Raw genomic sequence first — 24810 nt, 5'->3', positions numbered from 1 at the left:
TTAGGGTCTATTCTAAAACCACTACACCGGTTTTGTAAAGCAAAATTTTTAAAAAATTAAACAGAATCGAAATAAACATCTCTATAGGAGGATCAAAAAAAAGGCTGAAAACAATCGCTTATAATGATTTAGAATTCTTTTTCAAATGGATTGAGTAATAAGACGCCCCGGTAATTCTGACCAGCATTTAAATCTTCTGAAAAAATGAACTCACAATGCGCCTTTTCAGCTGCTGCTATAATTAGTGAATCCCAAAATGATAATTGAGTAATAATACTGATATCAATCGCTTCCTCAATTAACTGCAAGTCGGTATGTACAATTTCCATATTTTTAAAATTATGGATAATATTTTTTACAACAATTGGCTCTGCATTTAATTTTTTCGTAGCAACAATAAAAAACTCATTTATTACTTGCGTCGAGATTACCGGATAATGTGCATCAATTATTTTTTGTACAATAGCTCGAGCTCTTTCATTTTTGATTTTATCGTTTTTATCAAGTGTATATACCAAAATGTTAGTATCGATGAATATTTTAGACACGATAGAGTTCATCCCTTGTCCATTTTTTACCATTCGATGATACATTAATGGCATCCATTAAAGAAAATGTATCATGAAGCCATGTATCCTTTTGAGGCAAAACAGTTTGTTCTATTAACCTTCTCACAAGTACATTAAAAGACATATTATGAGCTCGAGCATAAGCTCTGCCTGCTTGTAATACAGATTCATCAATAGAAAGGGTTATGTTTTTCATACACACATCCTCCTTGCACACATATTATGTGTAAATATTAAAAATGTCAAGAAAATTGGTGAACGCATATAATAGATCATCCTATTGCAACTATAGTTCTTTATTGCCATCCTGAAAAAGCCGATATATAATGAGATGATTTTAATTCATGGATGAGGGGTGTTGTTGTGTCCGGTTCCCCAATTGGTAAGGCAGCCTTAGTTCTTGCATTTGTTGTCAGTATCTTACTTCCAATATACCAGCTGAGTTTTCCGCCCGAGGGTGATATAAAAGCTGAACGGGGAATCGAACAAAGCCCCGATCTGGGATCCTACGGGAGCGGCAGTGTGGAGCGAGCCCCTGAGGGAGCCCTTCAATCAATGGAGCTTAACCGGACCATGGTTCTTTCCTACAGCGAATATGTAGTAGAAAAGGGTGACACCATCGGTGATATTGCTAAAAAATTCGGCTTAAACCAGGATACCCTTCTTTCAGTAAATAACATAAAAAACTCCCGGCTCATTCAGATTGGACAAAAGCTCTCCATTCCTAACCAGGACGGGATTCTCTATACCGTAAAATCGGGAGACAGCCTGGCTGCAGTATCAGAAAAATACTCTGTAGATTCAGAAATTGTCAAAACTATCAATGGTTTGGCGGACGATACCATACTTACAGGCAACAAACTCTTCCTTCCCGGAGCCCGTATGAGCCAGATTGATGTGCAGGAAATAAACGGAGACCTCTTTAGCTGGCCTGTTCGAGGCTATATAAGTTCCGGCTACGGGTATCGGATCAGCCCCTTTACCGGGGCCCGGCAGTTCCATTCAGGGCTCGATATAGCCGCTCCTCAGGGGACTCCTGTAAAGGCGGCTATGTACGGCCGGGTGGTGGATACGGGGTATGATACCAATTCGGGGAACTATATCATTATTGCCCACCATGGGGGCTACAAGACCCTCTATGCCCACCTGGACGTGATACGGGTTAAGCCGGGCACCGCGGTAAAAACCGGGGACCGGATCGGCGATGTGGGCAGTACGGGCCTCAGCACCGGAAGCCACCTGCACTTTTCAGTCTATAAATATGGCGTTACGGTAAACCCGCGGCTCCTTATGCGGTAAAAAATCTGCAAAAAATATCCAGAGAATTTCTACGTTTCCGGTGAAATTCTCCGGATAATTTCTACACCGCCGGTGAAACTATCCGGATTATTGCATCAATCTATACGCCATTCCTGGAGGGTGCCGAGCATACGCTGGCCGAGACGGGCTTCTACTTCGATATAGGTTTCCTCATAGTGCTCAGCCAGGACCGTACCGGAACGGTGCAGTTGGGCGACCAGGTCATGGCGGTTTACGGGGAAACGGAAGCGGCAGGATGCGCCTGAGATGAGGAGGTCGATGCGCCGGGCGAGGGTATCGAGGCCGGTCCGGTTCAGGGCGGAGATGCTCACGCTGTCGCTGTACTGCTTTTCCAGCTCCTGGAGCCGCTCAGGGGAGCTCACCTTATCAATCTTATTTAATATAATGATTTTAGGGGTCTGTTCTGCCCCCAGTTCTTTAAGAACGCCGAGGGTGGTATCATAGTGGCGGTCCACATCGGGATCCGCTGCATCCAGGACGATGAGGAGTATATCCGCCAGGGCGGCTTCTTCCAGGGTGGCATGGAAGGCATCGACAAGATCGTGGGGGAGGCGCCGGATAAAACCGACCGTATCGGTGAGAAGGACCGGCTGGCCCCGGCCGATTTCCAGGCGCCGGGTTGTGGGATCCAGGGTGGCAAAGAGTTTATCCTCAGCGAGAACCTCGGCGTTGGTCATGGCGTTCAGCAGGGATGACTTACCCGCATTGGTGTATCCGACCAGTGCACAGGTCGGGATGGGGATCTTTTCCCGCTTTTTCCGCTGGGTACTGCGGTGCTGGCGGACTTCCTTAATTTCTGCTTCGAGTTGATGAATGCGTCTGAGGATACTGCGGCGGTCCAGTTCGAGTTTGGTTTCACCGGCCCCTTTGGTACCATAACGGCCGCCCCGCTGGCGGGAGAGGTCTATGTATTTATGGGTGAGCCGGGGGAGGGAGTGCTTGAGCTGGGCCAGCTCGATCTGGAGTTCCGCCTCGCGGGTGCGAGCCCGACTCGCAAAGATCTGGATGATCAGTTCCTGCCGGTCAATGGCACTGATACCGGTGAGTTCTTCCCAGTTTCGCTGTTGCGATGGGGTGATGTCCTGGTCAAAAATGAGGCAGTCCACCCCCAATTCCCGGGCCCGTTCGGCGATTTCCTCAGCCTTACCAAGGCCCATGCCATATTTGGGGTGCTTTTCCCGAATTTTTACGATGCTTTGGTCCAGGATGCACACACCCAGGGTTTCCGCAAGCCCTGCCAGCTCCCGTGCCAGGGACTGGGCCTCCGCATCATCCATCGATCCGTCTCGAATTCCTATTAAATAAGCCTTTTGTGGCTCCGGTTCTATCGATATTAGTTCCTGCATGAGAGGTCCAGTATGCGCAGGGGACTTGAGGTGCGTCAAGGTATGCTTTATTGCAGAGACTTGTAATAAACTCTATATTGAAGTTGTACTTTCGCCGATAAACAAAAAGTATTACTATGCAGGAGCTTAACTAATGACGGTTTCGCAAAAGGTATCCGTCAGTCTACTCATTTCCGTCCTCCTCTTTGCGGCCTTTTCGGTCATTGCCTTTACGGGGCTTTTTAACCTGATTGAGGCACGATTTTATAATCCATCTATTACTAGACAGGCTCTTTCGGAACTATACATCGATGCGACCCTGGTAGATACCTATATTAATGAAGTTCAAAACCGATTCTCAGACCTGCTTAAAGTACCAGCAGTACAACGGAGTTTCCTTCCGAATCAGTCGGCAGAAGACATCTTTGAACGGAGTAAAGCCGCGGGGCTCCTTTTAGAAGCTACCAACGGACTCCAATGGATACGATTTATCGATGGGGGGGGCAAGCGGATCCATTACTCAACCTTGCGGGACGATATTTTACGACAGGATGCTACGAGCCTTGCCTACAAAAACTACGGGGAACAGCTCCAGGATCCCCCCTTTAATCTCATCAATATACCTGATAAGGGAAAGCCCCGGATTATCGGAGATGCCAACCAGGAACGGCTTTTATTCTGTTTTCCCTTTTATGATTCCTTTTCTGTGTACCGGGGGACTGCAGTCTTTAGCCTTTCCATCCGGTCAGTTACGGAACGGATGATCCGGGAGGGCCGGATCCGGATTGGCGAAGAGGTTTCCCTGGTTTCGGACCCCCTGGGTTTTGTTACAGGGCTCCCTCGGAGCGGAAAAACAGTACTCATCGCAACTATTGGTGCAAGCTGGAAAAATGGGCTTTTAGGGCCTGTCACACTCACGAGCGATAATGGAAGTCGTTTTGCCTTGCTTTCAGTAAAAACCGAATCGTCTCTGTTCGTAGGGCGGCTTCTGGATGATCGGCTTTTTATGTTCCCCTTTGCTATGAAGCTCATTTTACTGGCCAGCTTTTTCCTTACTTCCTTTTTATTGGTGTTCCTCCTCTTTAATCTCGAACAGGATACAACCACCATTATTCGGGAACGTCTGAAACGGCTCCAGCTTTCATTACTCGAAGAATATTATGACAAAAAAGAGGCGATTGATTGGAGTCGCTGGGCGAGAGAAATGGAACAGCGGCGGGAAGCGGTTCGCAGGGAGCTCAAACGGGGTTTATCCCAAAAACCGAAAAAGAAGCTTGAACAGGATATTGATAACCTGATTGATAAATCCTGGGATGAAATCATAACCATTTTGGGGGGTAAAACTGGACCTCAGGTTACCACCACCCTCGATGAGGGTAAACTGCAGGAGTTGTTGAACCGGATACTTTCTACGGTAAGTTCTCTGCCGAATACAGGGATGCAAACCCCGGTTGGCGACACAAGGTCAATAATGAAGGCTGTATCGAAACCCGAAAAGCCCGCATCAAAGGTTGAAGTCGCCGAGGCAGAAGCCATAGAGGTGGTGCCATCAGAGGAGTTGGCCGAAGAGGTGGAAGAGGTGGAAGCTGCCGAAGAGGTCGAGGAAGCTGAGGCGGTCGAAGAGGTGGAAGCAGCCGAAGAAGTCGAGGAAGCTGAGGCGGTCGAAGAGGTGGAAGCTGCCGAAGAGGTCGAGGAAGCTGAGGCGGTCGAAGAGGTGGAAGCTGCCGAAGAGGCCGCCGAGGCTGAGATGAAACTAGCTGCAGAGATCCCTGAACTTAATGATATACAGCAATATCAGCAAAAATCAAATATTCGTATCGTATTTGGGGAAGATGATATTCCTACTATTATTGAGACCAGCGGCCTTGAACTGGTGGATACGGATGAAGCATCGGTGATGGCCATATTGGAACAAAAAAAGGCAAAGGAACTAGAAGAGCTCGAGCCGATTTCTGAAGCGGGCGAAGAGATAGATACTGTATCTGAACTGGAAGAAACCTCTGCATTAGAGCAACAAGACTATACTACAGAAGCAAAAGAAACACCAGATAAAAAATCCGTTGATATGGAAACACTCATCGATGAGATTGCCCGAAAAATCGAATTCTCCCCTTTCCCGGAAACGACCGAATTAACTGATACAGAACATCCTGAAATAAGTTTTGAAATTGTTTCACCCTTCGATACAATGCTTGCACAACTAAAACAACCTATTATGGCACAAGAGACTGAATCAACGGATCAGGATGCTTCAGAAGGAATAACTGAACTAGAATCCATTTCTGAATGGGAAGAACATGAATCTGACCAAGGGAGTAATCAAGACGTAGTACAAGAACTTGAGAGCATGAGGCCAAGTCCCACCCAGATCATTATGTTTAAGCCCTTCAGCAACGGTGTAAAGAATGAACCGCCACTGCTTGAAGAAGCTGACAATACAGTTGAGGAAGAAGCCCAGGAGGTAGAGGAGCTCATCAATCTAGATGAACCAGAGAATAACGAGGGAAACGTTATCGTAGAAGATTCAAACGGACTTTTGTATATTGCCAACACGGTCTATCAGGAAGCTCCCAAAAAATCGAAAGAGCTTAATCCCGATTTACAAAAGCTGGTAGATGCAGTCCTTTCTACACCAAAAACATAAATAGATAGCCTTTGACCCTTCAGTCTTTCGATCTATCGGATAGCTCTTTCCGAAGCTGTTCAATGTGTTTACCGGGAGCTACCATTCGGGGACATACCCGAGAACAGTCAAAATGCTTTTCACAAGCTGAGACCCCATTAGGTAATTTTGCCAACTCCAGCATTTCATCCCTACGTTCAGGGTTATTAATGCTTTCCCGATGTAGAGCTACAAGGACAGCAGGCCCTAAAAAGGGTATGGCTACAAGGGAATCTTCTGCCCATGCTTGTCTTGTCACCGGACAGGCAGATATACAGGCTCCGCATTCAATACAGTCCTCAAATCGGACAAAATGTTCAATACCGCTTGGATGGGACTGTTGCCTCTTATCAGCAGGATCCCGAATAATCTCTCCGCCCGACCACTCGCTTCTTCGGAGCTTTGCCGCATCCTTGGGGAGTCGACGGAATAGTGACCCCGGGTCTATTACCAGGTCCCTGTCATGCTTAAAAGCGGCCAGCGGTTCAATGGTGGGAATCGTCCCTGTGTAGGCCTCAAGTCTTGTAAGACAGGCTAATACTTCTTTGCCGTTTATGCGAACCGCACAGGTTCCACACGACCCATGATGGCAGGAATGGCGATACATAAGATCCGGTACCGAACCGGTACGGATATACTCAAGGGCATCGAGCACCGAAGAGCCCGAAGGGAGGTCTACTTCGTAAACATAGTATAGGGCATCGTCGTCCGTTCCCCTTTTAATTCGCAAACTCTGTTTCATGCCAGTCTCCAGAAATAATCGTAGGGGTACAGCTCAAAAAGAGAAGTTCTACAGGGTTCATCATTACCGAGATACAGGGCGACCTGATCGGATACCAATTCTCCCATAATTCGTAGGGTGGTCGCTTTACCACCCAAGACAGTAAATAGCCCCTTCAAAGTTCCTGATGTTCCATGATCAATAACTACAATATCGCGGCTTATATCACGTCCAGCATCAGGTCCTGTATCGCTGCTGCGGCCTGCCAGCGGGCGGGCTGCGGTCCAAGCCGAGCGAAGCGGTTGTTGAGAGAAGTCCGGGATCAGCTGATCCGCACTAGACAATAGAAAGGAAATTTCTTCCGGTAAGGGACGGAGTCCGTCAGGGTCATCAACCTTACGCTGGGTTGAACCAATGATGCTCAGCCTTCTCTGGGGTACAATGATATCTCCATCACCAGGGCGGCGAAGTCGAGATACAACCATATTGGCAAGACGCCCCTCGACAGCCACCATGGTTCCAGCAGCTGGGGTCACCGGCACATCCTGATGAGCTAAAGCAGCAACCCTGTCTGCCCAGGGACCTGCGGCATTAACAATAGCACGACAGGCAATACGAGACTCTTTTCCGGTCCTTATCTGGCGGACCCGAACTCCCTGAACTTCACCCTGAGAACCTTCAATACCCAAGACTTCAGTATAATTACGTATGGATGCGCCACGGGCTACAGCGGATGCAAAGAACCGCATCGCGAGGCGGTAGGCATCAATAGTCCCATCTGGAACGAGAACAGCCCGTTTTATTTTTGGGTTAATGCGTGGTTCCATATCTAGAGCCCGCCGTATGGGAATTTCCATAGCCGGAATATCTGCTTCACGACAGGCAGCAATAAAATCTGGAGTCAGGGCTGCTCCTTCATCATCAAGTGCTACGAAAAGACCCTGATTATATTCGATGGCATCACCGGCGATTCGCCGCAAAATCCGTGTCTCCGCCATACATTCCTGAGCAATATGGGCATCCCCTAGGGCATACCGGGCACCACTATGGAGCTGACCATGATGCCGACCCGTTGTTCCAGAGGTCAGTTCTCCCCGTTCAAAAAGAATAACCGAAAGCCCCCGGAGAGAAAGGTCATAGGCTGTCGCAGCCCCAGTTCCGCCTCCGCCAATGACCACCACATCAAAATAATCCATATAAAAATAGTATAAACGGAGTTTTGTCGTTGTCTATCCCTTTGGTTGCGGTATACAATAGAAATATGAAAATAGCACTTGAAGAGCTTTATCGAATATTACTCGGAATCATCCTCATTATGGTTGCAGTTCTTATCATCGGGACTTTATTTGGATTGACGAAGGGCTCTGTTAATAGGCAATTTTCTCAAGCTGTAGAAACCAACCAGAATGATGTTATAGAGGAAAGTTATTTTACCGGCCTTGGTCGGATTCGAGCCCAAACAGCAGCTCCAAAGCAAGCAACGGTACTGGTAACCATTATTTTTCCTTATAATAAACAGGATATTGCCTTTACCGAAGAGCTGAGCAGTCATATACCTCAATTCAAAGAAATAACAATAGCCTATTTTGCATCCCAATCAGCGGAATGTTTAAAAAAATTAGGAGAATCTGCGATAAAAGATGAGCTCCTCCTGCGTTTTAACAAACAACTGAGGCTAGGAAAGATAGAGACCCTCTTTTTTAATGATTATCTTGTTATTGACTGAAACGGCTTTATATTTAAGGGCTTACAACAACAACAGCTTTAAACCGTTTATCTTTTTCGTTATAGAGAAGGGAATCAATATAGACCGTACCGCTTGTACAACCCGACATTCTGGCTCCCCGTTCAAGGGCATATGTAGCTGGTTGTATCGCTTCACCAGAGTTAGATACCAGAGAAGACCGGTTAAAAAAGATCGTGTAAATCTTTGTGTGTTCAGGTGCAGTCAAGGTTGATGAAGTTTCAACACTATAAAGCCAAACATCTTCTTGTATAAGATGTTTTTCAAGGATACGATAGGAATAACGGTTTTCAAATTGGATACGCCGTTCCTTTGCATTCATAGTAAACTGATTGGGGTAATAGGCAGCAATACCCTGAGGAATATACATTCCTTCTATATAGGTCTTATTAATCTCCCTGCTGAGAACATAGACTGGAATGATTCTGCCATCTTGCCAGGAACTCATACGAGCTTGTTTGACTTTTCCACCAGATACTATGTCAGCACGACCAGCAGTAAACCCGTTTATAATAGATACTATAAATAAAAAATTTAGACAAATAATCTGATGTTTCTTCATATAAAACAATATATCACGATCATAGGTAAAATTCTTACATTCCTATTTGCAACAATTACCAGAAAAAAAGGTCAAAATACAAAAGGTAATAAGATGATGAATGTGTAGCACGCCCTGCTATGGACGTAATTATCGATTACAGGCTACAGTAAGCTGTCGCCGTTAAGGAGCGTTTTACAAGAATGAACCAGACACCCAACGATGCAGTACACATTTTACTCGCTATTGTTCCGATTGTTGGAATCGTCATGGGCAGTGTAGTCGCCTTTTTATATCTGCTGTGGCATCACAAACGAACAATGCTGCTCATCAAGCTGGGGCAATACCAGAAGCCTAATTTTGACTTGCAATCCTTTGCATTACTGACAGGACTACTGCTCACAAGTATTGGACTGGTTTTGAGTATCGTCTTTCTGTTCATAGAAGGTTTTAGCTATAGCCTTCTGGGTGGGCTCATTCCACTTTCGATCGGTATAGGATTGATACTCTACTATGTAATCCGACGCGGTGATGGGGCGCCGTGATTACCGGAAAAGAACTGGTAGATGAGGTTCTCATAAACCGCATAATAGCAGGAGAACGGGATTTATACCGAATTCTTATTGAGCGGCACCAAGAGAATGTGTTTTCTCTGGGCTTAAGTTTCTTTAAGAATCGTGATGATGCAGCAGACTTTACCCAGGAGGTTTTTTTAAAAGCCTACAAAGGGCTTTCGGGTTTTCAGGGCCGTTCTCGATTTTCAACCTGGCTGTACCGGATAGCCTATAACACAGGCATAAACAGTTTGAATCGAAGGGAGGAATTTTTCAGTCTTACCAGTGAAACAGATAATGATGCTGAAGAAATTGAGCTTCCCGCGCCTGATAACGTGGAGGCAGAGCTTTTGCGCAAATTTGCCATGGCAGCTGTCCGGGAAGCAATGAAAACCTTACCAGACCGGTTCAGAATTTGTCTGGAGCTCTATTTTTTCTATGACCGCAGTTACGACGAAATTGCGATCATTACTGGCTTTCCCCTGAATACCGTAAAATCCCATATTTTCAGGGCGAAACAATTGTTGCGGGAAGGTCTGGCAGACATGATAGAAGGAGGTCTAGAATGAACTGCAGTGATGCACAAAACAAACTTACTGAATGCATAGACCTAAGGGAAGGTCTTTTTCTGCGATCTCCCCGGCTAGCAGCACATCTTATCTTATGTAAGTCTTGTCGAAAAGAAGCCCAATGGCTGAAACAAGGGCTTTCACTACTGGAAACAACAGTCAGACACCGAAACATTACCGTTCCTGCCAATATTAAAGAAAATATCATGGAACAAATCGCTCATGAAGCTCCACTGCAGAATCCTGGAGCGCAAAATCCAATTTCCTTTCGTGATTGGATTGTGGTAGGTATTATCTTATTTATCGCCCTTTGCACCCTCCCCTTTTCCAGTGAATCTCCCTTCATGTTGATTATCACCGTGAGTATTTTTTTAACCCTCTATGGTTCCCTCTTAATCGGCACTCATCTGGAAGAACTGGCTCATCATTTTGGTCTGCGCCAATAAAAATTTGACAGGGCTACTCTAGCCTTTTAAGCTTAATACATGAACATCTCAACCTATACCGTCAAACCAAAATTACCGGTTCCTCTGAAACCGCTGGAGGAAATAGCCCGTAATCTCTGGTTATCCTGGAATTTCGATGCGGTGATGCTGTTTATCCGCCTGGATTATGACCTGTGGCTCAAATCCCAGCAGAATCCAGCCCGGATGCTCGGCATGGTAAGCCAGGAACGGCTCGAAAAAATGGCCGAAGACGATTCTTATCTGGCTGCCCTCAAGGATGTCTACGACCGTTTCCAGCATTATAAGAAACGAGATACCTGGTATAAGGGCAGCCGCAAGGACATGATCGCCTATTTCTCCATGGAATATGGTATGGATGTGTCCCTTCCTATCTATTCTGGGGGTCTTGGTATTCTTTCAGGGGACCACATGAAAACCTCTTCGGACCTGGGGCTTCCTTTGGTTGGTGTAGGACTCCTGTATCGACAGGGTTACTTTAAACAGTACCTTAATGGTGATGGTTTCCAACAGGAATCCTACCCTGAAAACGATTGGTACAACATGCCGGTGGAGCGAAAACTAGACAAACAAGGTAAACCTATCAAAATAACTGTAGAGACAGGAGACCGTATTGTGGTTGCCCAGATTTGGGAAGTCAAGGTAGGCCGTAGTTCTCTGTTTTTACTCGACACCAATATTGAAGAAAATGCTCCCGATTTACGGGATATAACCGCAAGTCTCTATGGAGGAGACCGGGAAACCAGAATTCGGCAGGAAATTGTCCTTGGGATCGGCGGAATACGAGCATTACGGGCCTTAGGCATCAATCCCGCAGTAACCCACATGAATGAAGGTCACTCGGCTTTTCTGGGACTCGAACGGATCCGCGAATTGATGCACGATCAGCATCTCAGTTTCGAAGAAGCCCGGCAAGCCCTTTGGCCAACCAATGTGTTTACTACCCATACCCCCGTCCCTGCTGGAAACGAACGGTTCGGTATCGATCTTATGGAGAAATATTTCCGACCATGGGCACAGGAATTAGGGCTTCCCTGGAAAGAATTTTTAGCTCTGGGCAGAGAAAACCCCGACGATGACCGGGAACCCTTCTGCATGACCATCCTGGCTTTAAAACTCGCTGCCTATTGCAATGGGGTAGCCCGATTGCATGGGAAGGTTTCCCGGGAAATGTGGAAAAATATTTGGCCCGGACTTCCCATCCATGAAGTTCCCATAGGCCATGTGACTAATGGCGTTCACCCCCGTACCTGGGTTTCCAATAACATGGTAGAGCTCTTGGATCGCTATTTTGGCCCCCATTTTGAAGAAGAGCCAACAGACCTGAATATCTGGAATCGGATGGAACGTATTTCTGATGAAGAACTCTGGAGAACCCATGAACGGCGCCGGGAACGGCTTGTAGCCTTTGCCCGGGATAGGATTCGCCGGCAATTACAACGGAACGGGGCCACCGAAAGCAGAATTCAACAGGCAGAGGATGCCCTCTCACCCTACACCCTCACCATAGCCTTTGCTCGCCGCTTTGCTACGTATAAACGGGCTAACCTGCTTCTACGGGACCCAGAGCGGCTCCTGAAACTGCTTCGGGATTCAGAACGCCCCATCCAGCTTATTTTTGCCGGGAAAGCCCATCCTCATGACATGCCTGGAAAAGATTTAATCCGGGAGATTATTCATTTTGCAGAAAAATACGATGTGGTCAGTAAAATCGTATTCCTGGAAGACTATGACATGACCATGGCCAAGTATATGACCAGTGGAGCGGACCTCTGGCTCAACACACCCCGGCGGCCTTTAGAAGCAAGCGGCACGAGCGGCATGAAGGCAGCCATGAATGGGGTTCTCAACTGCTCTATTCTTGATGGCTGGTGGGATGAGGCTTATAAACCGGAAATCGGCTGGGCCATAGGCCAGGGAGAACAATACGAGGATACTAATCTGCAGGATGAAATAGAAAGCAAGGCCCTCTATGATCTTCTGGAACGGGAGATCATCCCCCTCTTCTATACCCGTGGCCGGGATGGCTTGCCCCGGGAATGGATCCGTCGAATGAAAACCTGCATGAAGGAAATAGGGCAGTCAATGTCATGCCATAGGATGCTGATGGATTATTCCAATAAGTACTATTTCCCTGCCCTGAAAAATTATAAGCGGCTTGTAAAAGATAATTACCAGGAATCGAAAGCCCTGGCAGCATATTTGCAGAAACTTCGAAATGCCTGGCATGAGCTGTCGGTTCTCAAGGTGGAGTCCAATGCACGGCCTGTGATGCAGCGGGGAGACCTCGTGACGGTGAATGCCTGTGTACGGCTCGGAAGCCTTGCACCGGAAGAGCTCTGCGTGGAACTCTACTATGGCTCCATCTCCAACTTTGGCGATATTGAACATGCCCAACGGGCAGAGATGAAGCCTATAGCTCAGGAGGGGGACTGTTATAAATTTCAGGTTAAGATTACCTGCGAATCGACAGGCCACCAGGGACACACCGTAAGAATACTGCCGAAGCATGAAGGGCTCGTACATCCCTATGTACCTGGCCTCATTAAATGGGCTTAATCAACTCTTGTCAAAACAAGTATTCCTATGTTAGGGTACGAACCGCACTTCCAGCGGCAAGGAAGTGCGGTTTTTTAATGCCGCGGCGGTCGTCTCCGCTACCCGCCTTATCAAAACAAGGAGTTCATCGTGAACCAATCCTCACAGATCAATTCCTACAAATACCTGGACCTGGTAATGGCCGCTTTTGTGGCGGTACTCATTATCAGCAACATCGCCTCCAGCGCTAAAATTGTGGATCTTGGGTTTTCGCTCTTCGGCATTCCCATGGCCTTTGATGGCGGCACCCTGCTTTTTCCTCTTTCGTACATTTTCGGTGATATACTTACTGAGGTATACGGATTCCGTGCATCCCGCCGAGTCATCTGGACTGGCTTTTTCCTGCTTGCCCTGGCAAGCCTTGTATTTTTTATTCTAAAGCGGCTCCCCCCAGAATCGGCCTGGGAAGGTTATGCAGGCACTCAGGCCTATGATGCCATTCTCGGCGGAATGAGCACAGGAGGCATTGCCCTGGCAAGCCTCGCCGGTTACTGGATGGGCGAATTTTCCAATTCAGCTGTCCTTTCCCGGATGAAGGTCTGGATGCAGGGGAAACACCTATGGATGCGGACCATCGGCAGTACGTTGGTTGGTGAATTTGTTGATACTGCTGTTTTTGTACTGGTGGCGAGCCTCTTCGGTGTTTTCGGTTGGGAACTCTTTGTTACCCTGGTAGTAACCAACTATCTCTTTAAGTGTGGTGTTGAGGCGCTCATGACTCCAGTCACCTATTGGGTAGTAGCCCTCCTTAAAAAGCACGAAAACCTTGACACCTATGATGTAGGGGTTTCACTCAATCCTTTTAAGCTAGGGCTCAACTGACAGAAATCACTGATACACCACTAGCTACAGGACCAGATCCCCGTTGAGCACATTGTTTATAATCAGCAGATGCATACAAAGCACACTTGCGACCAGCATATCACTCCCTATTGATACATGATGAGATAGGGACGGGGTTCCAGTTGTAACACCTGGGCAGGAGAAAGTAGCGGTTCATCAAAGCCTGCCCCAGGAACCCCCGATTTAAAAAACAACTTAAAAGCTTTAACAGGCATATTTTTTGCAAGGGCATTGTAATCATAGGAAGCCCGTTTCACCGCAGGAGGACCAAAGCCATCGGCACAGTGAATAAGCCGCACCCGGGAAAAATCAGTTCGAACCTGATCCCGCTGCTGTATCATCTTCCAGTTAAATTGATGGATGACCAGCATCCGTTCCCCTGGTATATCATGGGCTAATATATAGGCTTCCATCGCCTCCTGAGCCTGGTTAATTTCTGCGGCAGTCACAGAACCGATTTCTTTCATGGGCATGGTCGTCCGCCATTCCGGGTCGAGTGCCAGGTGCACATTGGGATACCGTAGGTAGGGCAGCATCTTTTTCAGGGAATCGACCACCCCGTACTTGCCAATCTGGTGATCCAGAAAAACAAGGATATCATTCTGAAGGGCGAATTCGATGTATTGCTTTACCAGCGATTCTCGAAGTATACCTATTTCTCCTTCAGGCCACACAGTCCCATAAATTATATAAAAGGCAAGTTTAAGTCCCCGCTCACCATTCAAGGTATCGTATTCCTGTCCTAATTGCTTAAGCCGGGCATACAATTCATCAATAGGATAAACACCTAATATACCCATCCGTTTGGATAGAGGACTTCCATAAAAGGCAAGGATATCATTATTCAGAAGTATCGATCGATAATCTATAATACGGCGCAGATGACGGATCGATTCTTCATGACTTGGAACAGAGTACGGAAGGGCCCGTTCCTGGGCATTGAGGGTTTCAAGATATTCATTAAAATACAACCTAGGAAAGAGGGGGTCGCTCTTTTGAGGCACAGGGCCTGGAGAGTCCGATGCGGGAGGAATGAGGGGTCCATCGATGGCGAGCAATACACCTCCCTGTATAAGGAAAGGAAACAGAACAAGACCCACAAACCGAACCACGCGGTGCAAATGACAATGCATAGTGCTACTAGTATCGGCAGAAGATATCAAAATCTATAGGGGCCTTCTCTATACCGATTCCAATTCCCGTTCAACCTCTTCGAGTCGTTTTTGTAGTGATTGAATGGTCCGTTCGAGCCGGTGTTTTTCCTTTTCGAGTTGTTCCTTCGGGTCTTGGGGGACAGGCTTTTTTGCAATCTGAACCTTCACTTCGTCGGGACTTTTCCCTGAAAGAAGGGCGCTTTCCGCAGCCATACGCTGTTCTTCGTTCCGAATCCCCGCCACCAGTTTCATGTTTTCAGCACCGATGGAGGGATTCAGGTTATATTGATACATCTTCATGGCCACCTTGGCCGCATTTCGGGGCAAGCAGAGAACCCGATCCACATAATCTTCGAAACGTCCACCAATCTCAAGGCATAATTGTTGTGCCCGCAAGAGGTGTTTACCCAGATCTTTTATCAGGTTGCCGTTCTCATAGATATACTGTTTCCGGATAAGTTCAGTCAGTTCTTCCAGTTCCGGAGAAGATACAAAAACATTTTTATAGATTCCAGCCGATTCGGCCTTCTGTAATAGTCCATGCAAAATGGCCCAAAACTCCGCCGTATGAGAACGGGCAGCCAGCTTGCCCCCTCGCGTACAGGCATGGAGGTGATGGGCATATTCATGGATGGCTGTATAGAGCATAAGGTTATCGTCGGTAAAGTTCCGGTTATGGATGATAATTTCACGGCTTTCAGGCTTATAAAGGCCGTTTACTTTTTTACTCTGTTTTCCTGAAAAAATAACAGAAAAATCTAGCGGTGCATCTTCTATTGCAAGAAGCTGCTGTTTAACCTGGTCTTGATTCATGGTAAGGATGATACTATCGGAGTGCACCAATTTTTTCCAGTGCCAGAATCACCGCGGCCACACAGGCAGTTTCGGTTCGGAGGGCCCTGCTTCCCATAGAAAGCCTCATAAAACCAGCGGCTTCGAGCTGAGCCCGCTCCTGTTCTGACCAGCCTCGTTCTGAACCAACCACAAGAACCGCCGCAGCCCCCGGAGTACAAGGGAGATCCGCAAGGGAACCCTGGGGATGAACATTGTCCGGAGCAAGAAGCAGTGACGTCATAGGTTCCCAGGGACGGGCGTTGAGCCACGCCTTGAGGGACGGATACGTGCTGATTACCGGCAGGGTCGTGTCCCGGCTTTGAATTGCCCCTTCTATGAGAGCCTGCTCCGCACCGCCGTCGGTGAGGAGGGTGGTATCCTGGTAGGATTTTTCCCCCAATTCGGTGGCCAGCAGGTCTATATTAGAAACACCAAGGCTCGAAAGATCCCGAAGAAGCCGCCTGAGCTGTATGGGCCGAGGAAACCCGACGGCGGTGCGGAGCGGATGCCGCCGGGGAGCAGGCTTATCAAGCTGGAGTTCAATCTGTATCGAGCCATCAGGTTCTATGGATAGAATACGGCCCTGGCCAAGAGGACCATTTAAAATCCCCGCACCAAAGGTGTCCCCTGCAGCCTTATGAAGGACCTTGACGAGATGGATAGTCCGGTCATCCCGTTTGGGGAGGGGTTTTCCCAGTTCTTCCTGTTTAAAAAGTATGAGATTCACAGCCCCTTTATAACATGCGGGTCGGGATGGAATCCAGATAGGCCTTGCGCTCAGCGTAGGTACTGCCCCGGAGATTCCAGAAAACATGGATATAAGCAGCTTTTACACCGCAGAATTCCAAAACCTGTTCCTTCCAGACCCGTGCAGGCGGCCAGGAAGAGGAACGCTGCCTCGACGGCTCATCAATACCGGGTGCATGATTCTGCACGGAAGAACTATCGGGATCCTGAGCATCAGTGGTAATAAAGACATCGAAACGTTTATTTGAAAAAAGACCAGGACTATCAGCATTTCTAAAATCCGCTTCTCGAAATCCATAGGCTACTCCGGGACGGAATACCCGGTCTAAATAGCCCTTAAGAATTGCCGGAGGTCCGCCCCACCAGTCGGGGTGAATGAACACAACCCTGTGGGCATCTTTAATCAACTGCTGATACCGCAGGGTAGTTTCATCAAAACTGAATTTTCGAGGTATTTCATCTTCACTGAGAACCGGATCAAAATGCTCCGCATATAAATCGAGAAAATCAACCAGATTTTTTGGATCCCTTTTAAAAAAATCGAGCACCTGCTGTGCAATCGCCCGGTTAAAACCATCTCGTTTTGGATGCGCTAAGACTACAACTACCTTCATGGTTACCTCATCATGCATGTTCGTTTTGGCTCAAAAAACACTCCAGGACAGCTCAGCAGGCTGTCAGGTTTTTAGGAGACCTTACAATATAGAGAGCCCTGCACTCTGAAGGGCTTGAATTTATATTATAATATTACTAAATTAGTCGTATATATGGCAAGCAACTATACGGAGCAGGAGCTCCTCGACATGTTACGAACCGTAGAAGACCCCGAACTGGGTTACAGCATTGTGGACCTGGGATTGGTATACCGGGCAGAACAGCAGGGCGAATGGATAGAAGTGGATTTTACCCTGACATCGCCGGGCTGTCCTATCGGTGAACAGATCAGAACTGACATCGTCCTGACCCTGCGGGAAAAAACGGGAAGGAACACTATTAAAGCATCTATTGTGTGGGATCCCATGTGGACACCAGACCGGGCATCCGACGAAGTACGGCTCGACCTGGGTTACCCCATCTGGTAAGCGTTAAACAGGAGGAATTATGAAGGGTTTACAAATAGAACACCTAGAAGCAGGTCTTGAAGCTAAGATCATACTTACCGATTTAAATCTTCAAGTACCGGCCGGAGAAGTTCATGCACTCATGGGGCCTAACGGCCATGGCAAAAGTACACTGGCTAATATTCTTATGGGGCACCCGCGATACACGGTTTTTAAGGGGACCATCACACTGGATGACACAGCTCTCCTTGATCTGGATGTTTCAGAGCGGGCCCGCCAAGGTCTCTTTCTTGCATTCCAGTACCCCGCAGAAATTCCAGGAGTGACGGTTTCTAAATTCTTAAAGCGTATTGCGGATCTCCGTCCGAACCCGCCTCTAAACGCCTCAGCCTTCCTTTCAGAATTAAAGCAAAACCTTGCATTTCTAGATATGGATCCCTCTTTTGTGAATCGTTACCTGAACGACGGCTTTTCCGGGGGTGAAAAAAAGCGTATGGAAATCCTTCAGCTTCTTACCCTGCAGCCCCGTTTTGCTATTTTTGATGAGACCGACTCAGGCCTTGATGTAGATGCCCTTAAAATTGTTGCGGCAGGGATTAACCGGATGCGGGGACCTGGATTCTCAGCTCTGGTAATTACCCATTACCGACGATTATTAGACCTGGTTAAACCCGACAGGGTCCACATATTGGAACGGGGACATATTGCCGCTTCCGGTGGGTTTGAATTGGTAGAACTTCTTGAAAAGGACGGGTACGAAGGGATTCGCCGCCTGATCGGCACCACCACCGAGGCAGGGACGAATACAGAGAAGGAGGTGGTTTATGCCAGCTGACGCCATGGTCATCGAGGATCTTCACCAGGATATTAAGCAGATTGGCTCCGGGTATGAAGAACGCTTTGGGTTTGCCATGCCGGACAGGTCCATTATTAAGACTGGACAAGGCTTAACGCGAGAAACAGTAATGGCAATTAGCGAAGCAAAAAATGAACCAGAATGGATGCGCCGGTTCCGCCTGCGCTCCCTGGAACTATTCCAGAGGCTTCCTATGCCCAGCTGGGGTGGAAATCTTTCTCAGCTCCGTTTCGATGACATGACCTATTATGCAAAACCTACAGACAAAGCTTCCCGGTCCTGGGATGATTTGCCCGAGGAGATTAAACGAACCTATGAGCGCCTTGGAGTCCCAGAAGCAGAACGTAAGTTTTTAGCTGGGGTCGGAGCCCAGTATGATTCAGAGATGGTGTACCACAATATCCGGCAAGACCTAGAAAAAAAAGGGGTTCTCTTTTCCGACGTAGAAACTGCAGTTCGAGAACATCCAGATATTGTTAAGCGATACTTTGGAACCATAGTACCCCCGGATGATAATAAATTCGCCGCCCTGAACAGCGCCGTATGGTCTGGCGGCTCCTTTATCTATGTCCCGCCGGGGGTACATGTTGATATACCGCTCCAGGCTTACTTCAGGGTCAACTCCCAGGCCTTTGGACAATTTGAACGAACCCTGATTATAGCCGACGAAGGTTCCTTTGTTCACTATATCGAAGGCTGTACGGCCCCGGTCTTTTCTGAGGACAGCCTTCACTCAGCGGTAGTTGAAATCATAGCCCTGAAAAACGCCCGGATCCGGTATTCTACTGTACAGAACTGGTCCAGTAACATGTACAACCTGGTAACCAAACGGGCCGCTGCCTATGAAAACGCCGTCATGGAATGGGTTGATGGCAACATCGGTTCCAAGGTTACTATGAAGTACCCTGCCATTTTCCTTATGGGCGAAGGAGCCCGGGGGGAAGTGCTCTCTATAGCCTTTGCTGGGAAAGGCCAGGAACAGGATACGGGGGCAAAGGTATTCCATTTTGCCTCCAACACCTCCAGTATCGTAACCTCAAAATCCATCTCCAAAGATGGAGGCATCGCCAGTTACCGCGGTATGGTAAAGATAGAAGCGGGGCTGCATAACATAAAATCTAAGGTCGAATGTGATGCCCTGATTCTGGATGAAACATCTACATCCAACACTTATCCTGTCATGGATATCCGAGCCGAGGATGCCTCCATGGAACACGAGGCAAAGGTTTCCAAAATCAGCGAGGATCAGCTCTTTTATTTAATGAGCCGGGGCTTGAGCGAAGCAGAAGCAGCGGTGATGATTGTGAATGGTTTCATCGATCCCTTAGTAAAGGAATTGCCCATGGAATACGCAGTCGAATTAAACCGGCTTATAGAACTGGAAATGGAGGGGTCCGTAGGATGATCAATACCATGATCTATTATATTGATGAACTGAGGGAGCCCATACATATCCAGGTTTCCTCCCATGAAACCAGACAGCTCCTAGTACGTTTTGACTATAAAAACAAAAATCTTGAACCACAGTCGTATAGTCGAGCACTTACCATAGAGGTATCCAAGGGTGGCAATTTGCAACTCTATATCATGTCCACCCTTCCCACCTCGGTACAGAACCAGGTACGCACCTCCATAACACTGCACTCACAAAGCAGTCTTACCCTAACCGAGTTGCTCCTTGATGATGGAGAAAGCATCTATTATACTGAGGCTATCCTCGCAGGAAGCGATGCAACTCTGGATTATGCAGGTGCCTATGGGGCACGCAACCGGACCAAACGGGTCCATACCCTTACAACCCATCACCTGGGCAAAAACAGCAGGAGCAGGACCACTCTGAAATCGGCCCTTAAGGATTCAGCCCACCTTGTTTTTCAGGGACTCATCCATGTGGATAAGGAAGCGACCGGCACCGATGCCTACTTAAGCAACCGCAACATGGTCATGAATGACGGATGCCGGGCAGAAAGTCTTCCCCAGCTGCAAATTGAGACTGATGAGGTCGCTTGCAGTCATGGTTCTACCACCGGTGGAGTACGGGAAGAGGAGCTCTTTTATCTTATGAGCCGTGGTCTGTCACGAATTGATGCAAAGAGACTGCTTGTGCTGGGACACCTTGCATCAATCCTGGACCGCTTTCCTCCTTCCCTGGCAGAAGAAGCAGAATTGGCTGCAGCCAGTTTTTTGTTGAACTCCGAAAGTTTCCTTTCTGAGGTAGCATGATGAACCTTATGACCGAAACGGATCAGCGGGTCTTTTCCAGCACCGCTTCTTCTGTTGAAAACAGCAAGTTCGCCAAGGCTCTTAAGGCAGAGTTCCCTATTTTCCATGCATACCCTGACCTTATTTATACAGATAATGGGGCCACAACCCAGAAACCTGCAAGAGTGCTTGTAGCGGAACAAGATTTTTATACACGATCCTGTGCCAATGTCCATCGGGCAATTTATACCCTCGGCGAAGAAGCTACGAGCCGCTATGAAGAAGCCCGGAAAACCATAGCCGAATTTATCGGTGCTAAGCCAGAGGAGTGCATTTTCACTCGGGGGACCACCGAGGCTATCAACCTTCTAGCTCATAGCTTTGGGGAAACTCTTTCTGCGGGAGACGAAATCATCCTTACTGAAATGGAGCACCATGCGAATATCGTACCCTGGCAGCAGTTGGCCAGCCGCCGTGGTATTAAACTTAGGTATATACCCATTTATGATGATGGCATCCTGAACTTAGATATCCTCCCTCAACTGCTGAACAGACGAACCAAACTCATAGCCGTTACCATGATATCCAATGTGCTCGGCACCAGAAATCATGTAGAACATATCATAGCCCAGGCCCATTCTGCTGGAGTCCCGGTCCTGCTCGATGCCGCCCAGGCTATTCCGGTTGAACCGATTAATGTAAAAGAACTGGACGCCGATTTTGTTGCCTTTTCTGGACACAAAATGTACGGGCCCTTTGGTATCGGACTTCTCTATGGAACGCGGAAGTGGCTCGAGGCACTTCCCCCCTTCATGGGCGGGGGAGATATGATCAGTGAGGTAGGACTTGAAGGCTTTACCCCCAATGAAGTCCCCTATAAGTTTGAAGCAGGCACTCCACCCATAGCCCAGGCGGTCGGTATGGCAGAGGCTGCCCGGTGGCTCAGTTCAATTGGACATCAAGCAGCAGGGAACTATGAATCGGAATTAGGGCAGCTTTTAATTGATGAAATAAGCCTCATCCCGGGGCTTCGTATTCTTGGTGCGCAACCTGGTTTTCCCCTGGGGCCTCGGGCCGGTATTGTGTCAGTTACTCTGGAAGGTGTTCATGCTCACGACCTGGCTGCATATCTGAACCGCCATAAGATTACAGTCCGGGCCGGACATCACTGCGCTCACCCCTTAGCTCAACGGCTTGGGGTAGTTTCCTCAGCCCGTTTCAGTTTTGGAGCCTACAACACAAGAGAAGAAGTGTTTACTATTGCAGAGATACTTCAAAAAGCCCATAAGGAACTCTTATAACTATGAGCGACACCTTTGAAAATCTATATGAAGAAATCATCAGAGACCATTATAAAAATCCCCGGTATAAGAAGCCTCTGGATAACCTTCCTTATGTGCAAAACCCCTCCTGCGGAGATAAAGTACGGGTCGCTATAATAGTAGGGGCCGATGGAAGAATTACAGAGGCGGCCTTTGATGGCACTGGCTGTTCCATATCGATGAGTTCCGCCGATGTGCTAGCAGAGCTGCTCCAGGGCAAAACACCCCAAGAAGCAAAAGCAATGGTAGAACTGTTCCTGGCAGTTCTGCGGGGTGAAAAAGATGTAGCTGAACTGGATACCCTAGGTGATGCCATAGCATTTCAGGGCGTTGCCCGACTTCCGGTACGCCTAAAATGTGCGGCCCTTTCCTGGCGGGCTGCCCTGGAGCAGCTCGAGAAACTGATGTAGCTGTTGTGCGGTATCATAAAATAGGTACATCCTTACTGAAAAACTAATACCGCGCTGATGCTTTCACCATACTATTTTTCGGTAGCCCGGAATACTCCATCCCAGTCCTTTCCGGGCGGATTTTTGTCAAAGTAGATAACCCTCTTCAGGAATACCTCGGAAGGTCCATCCTTAAATAGTTCTATGTTTTTACTGAAGGCTGCAGCGGCCGTTTTCCAATTCTGCTTGCGGTACGCGGCAAGTCCCTTTTCAAAGAGTTCTTTTATTTGCATTAACTTAGCCTGTGCCTTCGCTTTTTCCTGCAAAATCTCAAAAATCCGGACCGGTTCTTGCTTACCCTTCACGGCTATAAAATCCAGTTCCCTGCAAAGGAATGTATCTTGAACCTTATCGAACACAGCCTCGGTGATAATAGATTTGGAATTATATTGTTTGTTTGCTCCTTCCAGTCGTGCCGCGAGATTTACCGTATCTCCAATAGAAGTAAAATCCATCCGATCCCGGGCTCCTACAGAACCAAAGACCACCGGTCCCGAATTGATACCTATTCCAATACTAACCACAGGAAGCCCTTCCTTTTGCCGTTTATCCCGTTCCTGCATCATTGCATGACGGATCTGCATGGCAGCCTTACAAGCATGCAGTTCCTTACGGGGGCCATCAAAAAAGGCCATCATTTCATCACCGACGAATTTATCCACATCACCGTGGTTCTGAAGGATGATTTCTGTTTCCAAATCGAGATATCGGTTAAGAATTGATACAACCTGATCAGGCTCAAGGCCTTCACAAAGGGATGTAAAACCACGCATGTCAGTAAATAAAAAAGCAAGTTCCCGGTTACTGCTGCTGACGATCCCCTTCTCTGCTTGCTTTAAGGTGGAAGCAGAAATATAGGGAATCACGCCTTTAAGAACGGTCACCATATTCCCAATTTCATTGGAAAGGCTTTTAATTTCATCCTTACTGCGAATATAATCGGCATATACTAGGGCATGAGATGAAATCCTGGTATTTCCCCGAATCATAGACTGCAGGTTATCCGAGATTTTTCTGACATTCATCCTGAGGAACAAAAGTGGATTTACAATATAATTCCCAATAAGATAGACCAAAATAATAGCAAGATAGAGAAAGAGCAGGGTTAGCACCATCACAAATATCCTTGTTTTAAAATAGGGTTTCATAATAACCGATTCCTGAAAGGCCATTACAGAAAAACCAAGAAGCCGTTCCTGGCGAATCCTGGCATCACCGACTTTAACAGATTCTGGCTTAAGAATAGGCCCTATAAAGAGGCGCTGATCTGTTTTAGAATCATAGATACTAACTACTGATTTACTTTTGTTATAAGCCTTTAAGTATTGAACAGCTTCCTCAGCTTTCAATTCAGGAAAAGCAGGAAAGTGTAAATTAGGAGCAAAGGTTGAAAATTCTAGTTTAAAATTGGATTTTATCTCCAATGATTCAGAGAGATATTGAGTAGTCTTTAAATCAGTATACATAGAAAGATATTGATGAGGAAATGTTGCTCGTTTATTAAGTTCAACTTGACGGTTCAGGTATTCAAACATGGCAATAGGGTCCCCAAGGTTTACCCGGTAAATTGATGAAGCCTGTTCAACCTGACTTCGAGCTCCATCGGAAACTGCTTTGACAATCGTGTTTTTATAGCTCTGCAACAAAGAAAAGGCGAGGACCCCAATAATAAGGGTAATTAATCCAATAAACGATATAAACAGCTTGGTTCTAATTCGAAAAATAAAAGCAAGAATGGTACTTTTTTCAAAAGTTTTTTTAAACTCCTTATATTCTCGAACAAATTGGTCCCGTTTGTTGAGTAATTTTAAAAAAAACACAACAGAGATAATGTTGGCAGCTACGGTAAATCCTGCGAATAGATAGATCCAGATGGGAAGACCTTCGAAATATACAGAAGAATCGGCATATCGTATCAAAGGGACAATCCACGTGATTATCATGGGAATAGTAACAAAAACTCGTAAAGCACTGATTCCAAAATGTTCTGGCAAAGCAAGACTGCCAAAGCGGGATGGAATAAAAAGGCAGAGTATTCTAAAAATGCAAAAAAGCGGAATGAGATAGAGGAGCAATAAGATCAAAGTATAAGCATTAAACCCTTCCTGCTGTATAACGAGAATCGGCATTGAATAGGGGAAAAAGAGCTGGCGGGAACCAGCATCAATCACAGGGCCTGCGACAATGGGAAAGAAAAACCATGCAATACAGATAAGACCAGCAAGAGCATCCAAAAGGGAAGACAGACTTGGTTTCGTTTCATTCATAGAAACGC

25 protein-coding genes are annotated in these 24810 nt (G+C 47.1%); 14 read left to right on the top strand and 11 right to left on the bottom strand.

Features of this window, described 5'->3' with window-relative positions; all coding sequences use genetic code 11:
- Positions 1–128 precede the first annotated feature (128 nt).
- Together SPICA_RS01730 and SPICA_RS01725 are read right to left on the bottom strand one after the other, a co-directional pair.
- The gene (locus tag SPICA_RS01730) at positions 129–560 is read right to left on the bottom strand and encodes a PIN domain-containing protein (RefSeq protein ID WP_041396109.1); all 432 of its coding nucleotides are present in this window, start codon (positions 558–560) and stop codon (positions 129–131) included.
- Positions 541–765, bottom strand: a complete 225-nt coding sequence (locus tag SPICA_RS01725; RefSeq protein ID WP_013967818.1) for a hypothetical protein — start codon at positions 763–765, stop codon at positions 541–543. Before SPICA_RS01725 ends, SPICA_RS01730 begins: the two co-directional genes overlap by 20 nt.
- A gap of 167 nt (positions 766–932) precedes the next feature.
- Here SPICA_RS01725 and SPICA_RS01720 point away from each other — a divergent pair, with 167 nt between their 5' ends.
- Positions 933–1868 (top strand): peptidoglycan DD-metalloendopeptidase family protein, encoded by a 936-nt coding sequence (locus SPICA_RS01720; protein WP_013967817.1) that lies wholly within the window; start codon positions 933–935, stop codon positions 1866–1868.
- Positions 1869–1963: 95 nt separating this feature from the next.
- On the opposite strand, the gene hflX is transcribed toward SPICA_RS01720, so the two are convergent.
- A complete protein-coding gene (gene hflX, locus SPICA_RS01715; protein ID WP_013967816.1) occupies positions 1964–3235 on the bottom strand; it encodes a GTPase HflX in 1272 nt (423 codons plus the stop codon).
- A gap of 133 nt (positions 3236–3368) precedes the next feature.
- On the opposite strand from hflX, the gene SPICA_RS01710 reads away from it, so the two are divergent.
- A complete protein-coding gene (locus SPICA_RS01710; RefSeq protein ID WP_041396108.1) occupies positions 3369–5858 on the top strand; it encodes a hypothetical protein in 2490 nt (829 codons plus the stop codon).
- 19 nt (positions 5859–5877) lie between these two features.
- On the opposite strand, the gene SPICA_RS01705 is transcribed toward SPICA_RS01710, so the two are convergent.
- Both SPICA_RS01705 and SPICA_RS01700 read right to left on the bottom strand, forming a co-directional pair.
- On the bottom strand, positions 5878–6618 hold the full coding sequence (locus tag SPICA_RS01705; protein WP_013967815.1) for a succinate dehydrogenase/fumarate reductase iron-sulfur subunit: 741 nt from the start codon (positions 6616–6618) through the stop codon (positions 5878–5880).
- The gene (locus tag SPICA_RS01700; protein ID WP_013967814.1) at positions 6615–7793 is read right to left on the bottom strand and encodes an FAD-dependent oxidoreductase; all 1179 of its coding nucleotides are present in this window, start codon (positions 7791–7793) and stop codon (positions 6615–6617) included. Before SPICA_RS01700 ends, SPICA_RS01705 begins: the two co-directional genes overlap by 4 nt.
- Before the next feature lie 65 nt (positions 7794–7858).
- On the opposite strand from SPICA_RS01700, the gene SPICA_RS01695 reads away from it, so the two are divergent.
- Positions 7859–8323 (top strand): flagellar basal body-associated FliL family protein, encoded by a 465-nt coding sequence (locus SPICA_RS01695; RefSeq protein ID WP_052296316.1) that lies wholly within the window; start codon positions 7859–7861, stop codon positions 8321–8323.
- Positions 8324–8336: 13 nt separating this feature from the next.
- Here the strand turns inward: SPICA_RS01695 and SPICA_RS01690 are convergent, their stop codons facing one another.
- Complete coding sequence (locus SPICA_RS01690) at positions 8337–8903, bottom strand: hypothetical protein (protein WP_013967812.1); 567 nt, start codon at positions 8901–8903, stop codon at positions 8337–8339.
- A gap of 182 nt (positions 8904–9085) precedes the next feature.
- Between SPICA_RS01690 and SPICA_RS01685 the strand changes: the two genes are divergently transcribed.
- The 5 genes from SPICA_RS01685 (at position 9086) to SPICA_RS01665 (ending at position 13889) form a co-directional block, all read left to right on the top strand.
- Positions 9086–9427 (top strand): DUF6249 domain-containing protein, encoded by a 342-nt coding sequence (locus SPICA_RS01685; RefSeq protein WP_013967811.1) that lies wholly within the window; start codon positions 9086–9088, stop codon positions 9425–9427.
- Positions 9424–10005 carry an RNA polymerase sigma factor gene (locus SPICA_RS01680; protein WP_013967810.1) on the top strand — a complete coding sequence of 194 codons (582 nt, stop codon included), beginning with the start codon at positions 9424–9426 and terminating at the stop codon, positions 10003–10005. Before SPICA_RS01685 ends, SPICA_RS01680 begins: the two co-directional genes overlap by 4 nt.
- Positions 10002–10451: an anti-sigma factor gene (locus SPICA_RS01675; RefSeq protein WP_013967809.1), complete on the top strand. Its 450-nt coding sequence runs from the start codon at positions 10002–10004 to the stop codon at positions 10449–10451. The genes SPICA_RS01680 and SPICA_RS01675 overlap by 4 nt, the downstream gene beginning before the upstream one ends.
- A 39-nt stretch (positions 10452–10490) precedes the next feature.
- Entirely contained in the window at positions 10491–13028 is a 2538-nt protein-coding gene (gene glgP, locus SPICA_RS01670; protein ID WP_013967808.1) for an alpha-glucan family phosphorylase, read from the top strand.
- 177 nt (positions 13029–13205) lie between these two features.
- Positions 13206–13889, top strand: a complete 684-nt coding sequence (locus SPICA_RS01665; RefSeq protein WP_083819950.1) for a queuosine precursor transporter — start codon at positions 13206–13208, stop codon at positions 13887–13889.
- 107 nt (positions 13890–13996) lie between these two features.
- Here the strand turns inward: SPICA_RS01665 and SPICA_RS15545 are convergent, their stop codons facing one another.
- The 4 genes from SPICA_RS15545 to SPICA_RS01645 are packed head-to-tail and all read right to left on the bottom strand — an operon-like array spanning position 13997 to position 17259.
- On the bottom strand, positions 13997–15043 hold the full coding sequence (locus SPICA_RS15545) for a hypothetical protein (RefSeq protein WP_013967806.1): 1047 nt from the start codon (positions 15041–15043) through the stop codon (positions 13997–13999).
- Positions 15044–15091: 48 nt separating this feature from the next.
- Positions 15092–15877, bottom strand: coding sequence for a hypothetical protein (locus SPICA_RS01655; protein ID WP_013967805.1), 786 nt, complete (start codon positions 15875–15877; stop codon positions 15092–15094).
- 13 nt (positions 15878–15890) lie between these two features.
- A complete protein-coding gene (locus SPICA_RS01650) occupies positions 15891–16625 on the bottom strand; it encodes a 16S rRNA (uracil(1498)-N(3))-methyltransferase (protein ID WP_013967804.1) in 735 nt (244 codons plus the stop codon).
- A 7-nt stretch (positions 16626–16632) separates the two neighbouring features.
- Positions 16633–17259: an NAD(P)H-dependent oxidoreductase gene (locus SPICA_RS01645; RefSeq protein WP_013967803.1), complete on the bottom strand. Its 627-nt coding sequence runs from the start codon at positions 17257–17259 to the stop codon at positions 16633–16635.
- A 153-nt stretch (positions 17260–17412) separates the two neighbouring features.
- Between SPICA_RS01645 and SPICA_RS01640 the strand changes: the two genes are divergently transcribed.
- The 6 genes from SPICA_RS01640 to sufU are packed head-to-tail and all read left to right on the top strand — an operon-like array spanning position 17413 to position 22496.
- Positions 17413–17727 carry a metal-sulfur cluster assembly factor gene (locus SPICA_RS01640; RefSeq protein WP_013967802.1) on the top strand — a complete coding sequence of 105 codons (315 nt, stop codon included), beginning with the start codon at positions 17413–17415 and terminating at the stop codon, positions 17725–17727.
- Between the two features lie 19 nt (positions 17728–17746).
- Positions 17747–18541, top strand: a complete 795-nt coding sequence (gene sufC / locus SPICA_RS01635; RefSeq protein WP_013967801.1) for a Fe-S cluster assembly ATPase SufC — start codon at positions 17747–17749, stop codon at positions 18539–18541.
- On the top strand, positions 18531–19967 hold the full coding sequence (gene sufB / locus SPICA_RS01630) for a Fe-S cluster assembly protein SufB (RefSeq protein ID WP_013967800.1): 1437 nt from the start codon (positions 18531–18533) through the stop codon (positions 19965–19967). Before sufC ends, sufB begins: the two co-directional genes overlap by 11 nt.
- The gene (locus tag SPICA_RS14595) at positions 19964–20785 is read left to right on the top strand and encodes a SufD family Fe-S cluster assembly protein (protein WP_013967799.1); all 822 of its coding nucleotides are present in this window, start codon (positions 19964–19966) and stop codon (positions 20783–20785) included. The genes sufB and SPICA_RS14595 overlap by 4 nt, the downstream gene beginning before the upstream one ends.
- Positions 20782–22065: an aminotransferase class V-fold PLP-dependent enzyme gene (locus SPICA_RS01620; protein ID WP_237255887.1), complete on the top strand. Its 1284-nt coding sequence runs from the start codon at positions 20782–20784 to the stop codon at positions 22063–22065. Before SPICA_RS14595 ends, SPICA_RS01620 begins: the two co-directional genes overlap by 4 nt.
- Before the next feature lie 2 nt (positions 22066–22067).
- Complete coding sequence (gene sufU, locus SPICA_RS01615; RefSeq protein ID WP_013967797.1) at positions 22068–22496, top strand: Fe-S cluster assembly sulfur transfer protein SufU; 429 nt, start codon at positions 22068–22070, stop codon at positions 22494–22496.
- A 71-nt stretch (positions 22497–22567) separates the two neighbouring features.
- Here the strand turns inward: sufU and SPICA_RS01610 are convergent, their stop codons facing one another.
- Complete coding sequence (locus SPICA_RS01610) at positions 22568–24802, bottom strand: adenylate/guanylate cyclase domain-containing protein (protein ID WP_013967796.1); 2235 nt, start codon at positions 24800–24802, stop codon at positions 22568–22570.
- Between the last annotated feature and the right edge of the window lie 8 nt (positions 24803–24810).

The sequence above is a fragment of the Gracilinema caldarium DSM 7334 genome (assembly GCF_000219725.1).
Lineage (GTDB): Bacteria > Spirochaetota > Spirochaetia > Treponematales > Breznakiellaceae > Gracilinema > Gracilinema caldarium.
This window is presented reverse-complemented; position numbering and strand designations above follow the sequence as displayed.

What these genes read in the sequence shown, in the direction of transcription:
- hflX (WP_013967816.1), bottom strand. Translation starts at nt 3,235, where the DNA reads ATGCAGGAACTAATATCGATAGAACCGGAGCCACAAAAGGCTTATTTA.
- SPICA_RS01710 (WP_041396108.1), top strand. Translation starts at nt 3,369, where the DNA reads ATGACGGTTTCGCAAAAGGTATCCGTCAGTCTACTCATTTCCGTCCTC.
- SPICA_RS01705 (WP_013967815.1), bottom strand. Translation starts at nt 6,618, where the DNA reads ATGAAACAGAGTTTGCGAATTAAAAGGGGAACGGACGACGATGCCCTA.
- SPICA_RS01725 (WP_013967818.1), bottom strand. Translation starts at nt 765, where the DNA reads ATGAAAAACATAACCCTTTCTATTGATGAATCTGTATTACAAGCAGGC.
- sufB (WP_013967800.1), top strand. Translation starts at nt 18,531, where the DNA reads ATGCCAGCTGACGCCATGGTCATCGAGGATCTTCACCAGGATATTAAG.
- SPICA_RS14595 (WP_013967799.1), top strand. Translation starts at nt 19,964, where the DNA reads ATGATCAATACCATGATCTATTATATTGATGAACTGAGGGAGCCCATA.
- SPICA_RS01685 (WP_013967811.1), top strand. Translation starts at nt 9,086, where the DNA reads ATGAACCAGACACCCAACGATGCAGTACACATTTTACTCGCTATTGTT.
- SPICA_RS15545 (WP_013967806.1), bottom strand. Translation starts at nt 15,043, where the DNA reads ATGCATTGTCATTTGCACCGCGTGGTTCGGTTTGTGGGTCTTGTTCTG.
- SPICA_RS01700 (WP_013967814.1), bottom strand. Translation starts at nt 7,793, where the DNA reads ATGGATTATTTTGATGTGGTGGTCATTGGCGGAGGCGGAACTGGGGCT.
- SPICA_RS01620 (WP_237255887.1), top strand. Translation starts at nt 20,782, where the DNA reads ATGATGAACCTTATGACCGAAACGGATCAGCGGGTCTTTTCCAGCACC.
- sufU (WP_013967797.1), top strand. Translation starts at nt 22,068, where the DNA reads ATGAGCGACACCTTTGAAAATCTATATGAAGAAATCATCAGAGACCAT.
- SPICA_RS01730 (WP_041396109.1), bottom strand. Translation starts at nt 560, where the DNA reads ATGAACTCTATCGTGTCTAAAATATTCATCGATACTAACATTTTGGTA.
- glgP (WP_013967808.1), top strand. Translation starts at nt 10,491, where the DNA reads ATGAACATCTCAACCTATACCGTCAAACCAAAATTACCGGTTCCTCTG.
- SPICA_RS01655 (WP_013967805.1), bottom strand. Translation starts at nt 15,877, where the DNA reads ATGAATCAAGACCAGGTTAAACAGCAGCTTCTTGCAATAGAAGATGCA.
- SPICA_RS01695 (WP_052296316.1), top strand. Translation starts at nt 7,859, where the DNA reads ATGAAAATAGCACTTGAAGAGCTTTATCGAATATTACTCGGAATCATC.
- SPICA_RS01690 (WP_013967812.1), bottom strand. Translation starts at nt 8,903, where the DNA reads ATGAAGAAACATCAGATTATTTGTCTAAATTTTTTATTTATAGTATCT.
- SPICA_RS01675 (WP_013967809.1), top strand. Translation starts at nt 10,002, where the DNA reads ATGAACTGCAGTGATGCACAAAACAAACTTACTGAATGCATAGACCTA.
- SPICA_RS01640 (WP_013967802.1), top strand. Translation starts at nt 17,413, where the DNA reads ATGGCAAGCAACTATACGGAGCAGGAGCTCCTCGACATGTTACGAACC.
- SPICA_RS01645 (WP_013967803.1), bottom strand. Translation starts at nt 17,259, where the DNA reads ATGAAGGTAGTTGTAGTCTTAGCGCATCCAAAACGAGATGGTTTTAAC.
- SPICA_RS01610 (WP_013967796.1), bottom strand. Translation starts at nt 24,802, where the DNA reads ATGAATGAAACGAAACCAAGTCTGTCTTCCCTTTTGGATGCTCTTGCT.
- SPICA_RS01665 (WP_083819950.1), top strand. Translation starts at nt 13,206, where the DNA reads ATGGCCGCTTTTGTGGCGGTACTCATTATCAGCAACATCGCCTCCAGC.
- sufC (WP_013967801.1), top strand. Translation starts at nt 17,747, where the DNA reads ATGAAGGGTTTACAAATAGAACACCTAGAAGCAGGTCTTGAAGCTAAG.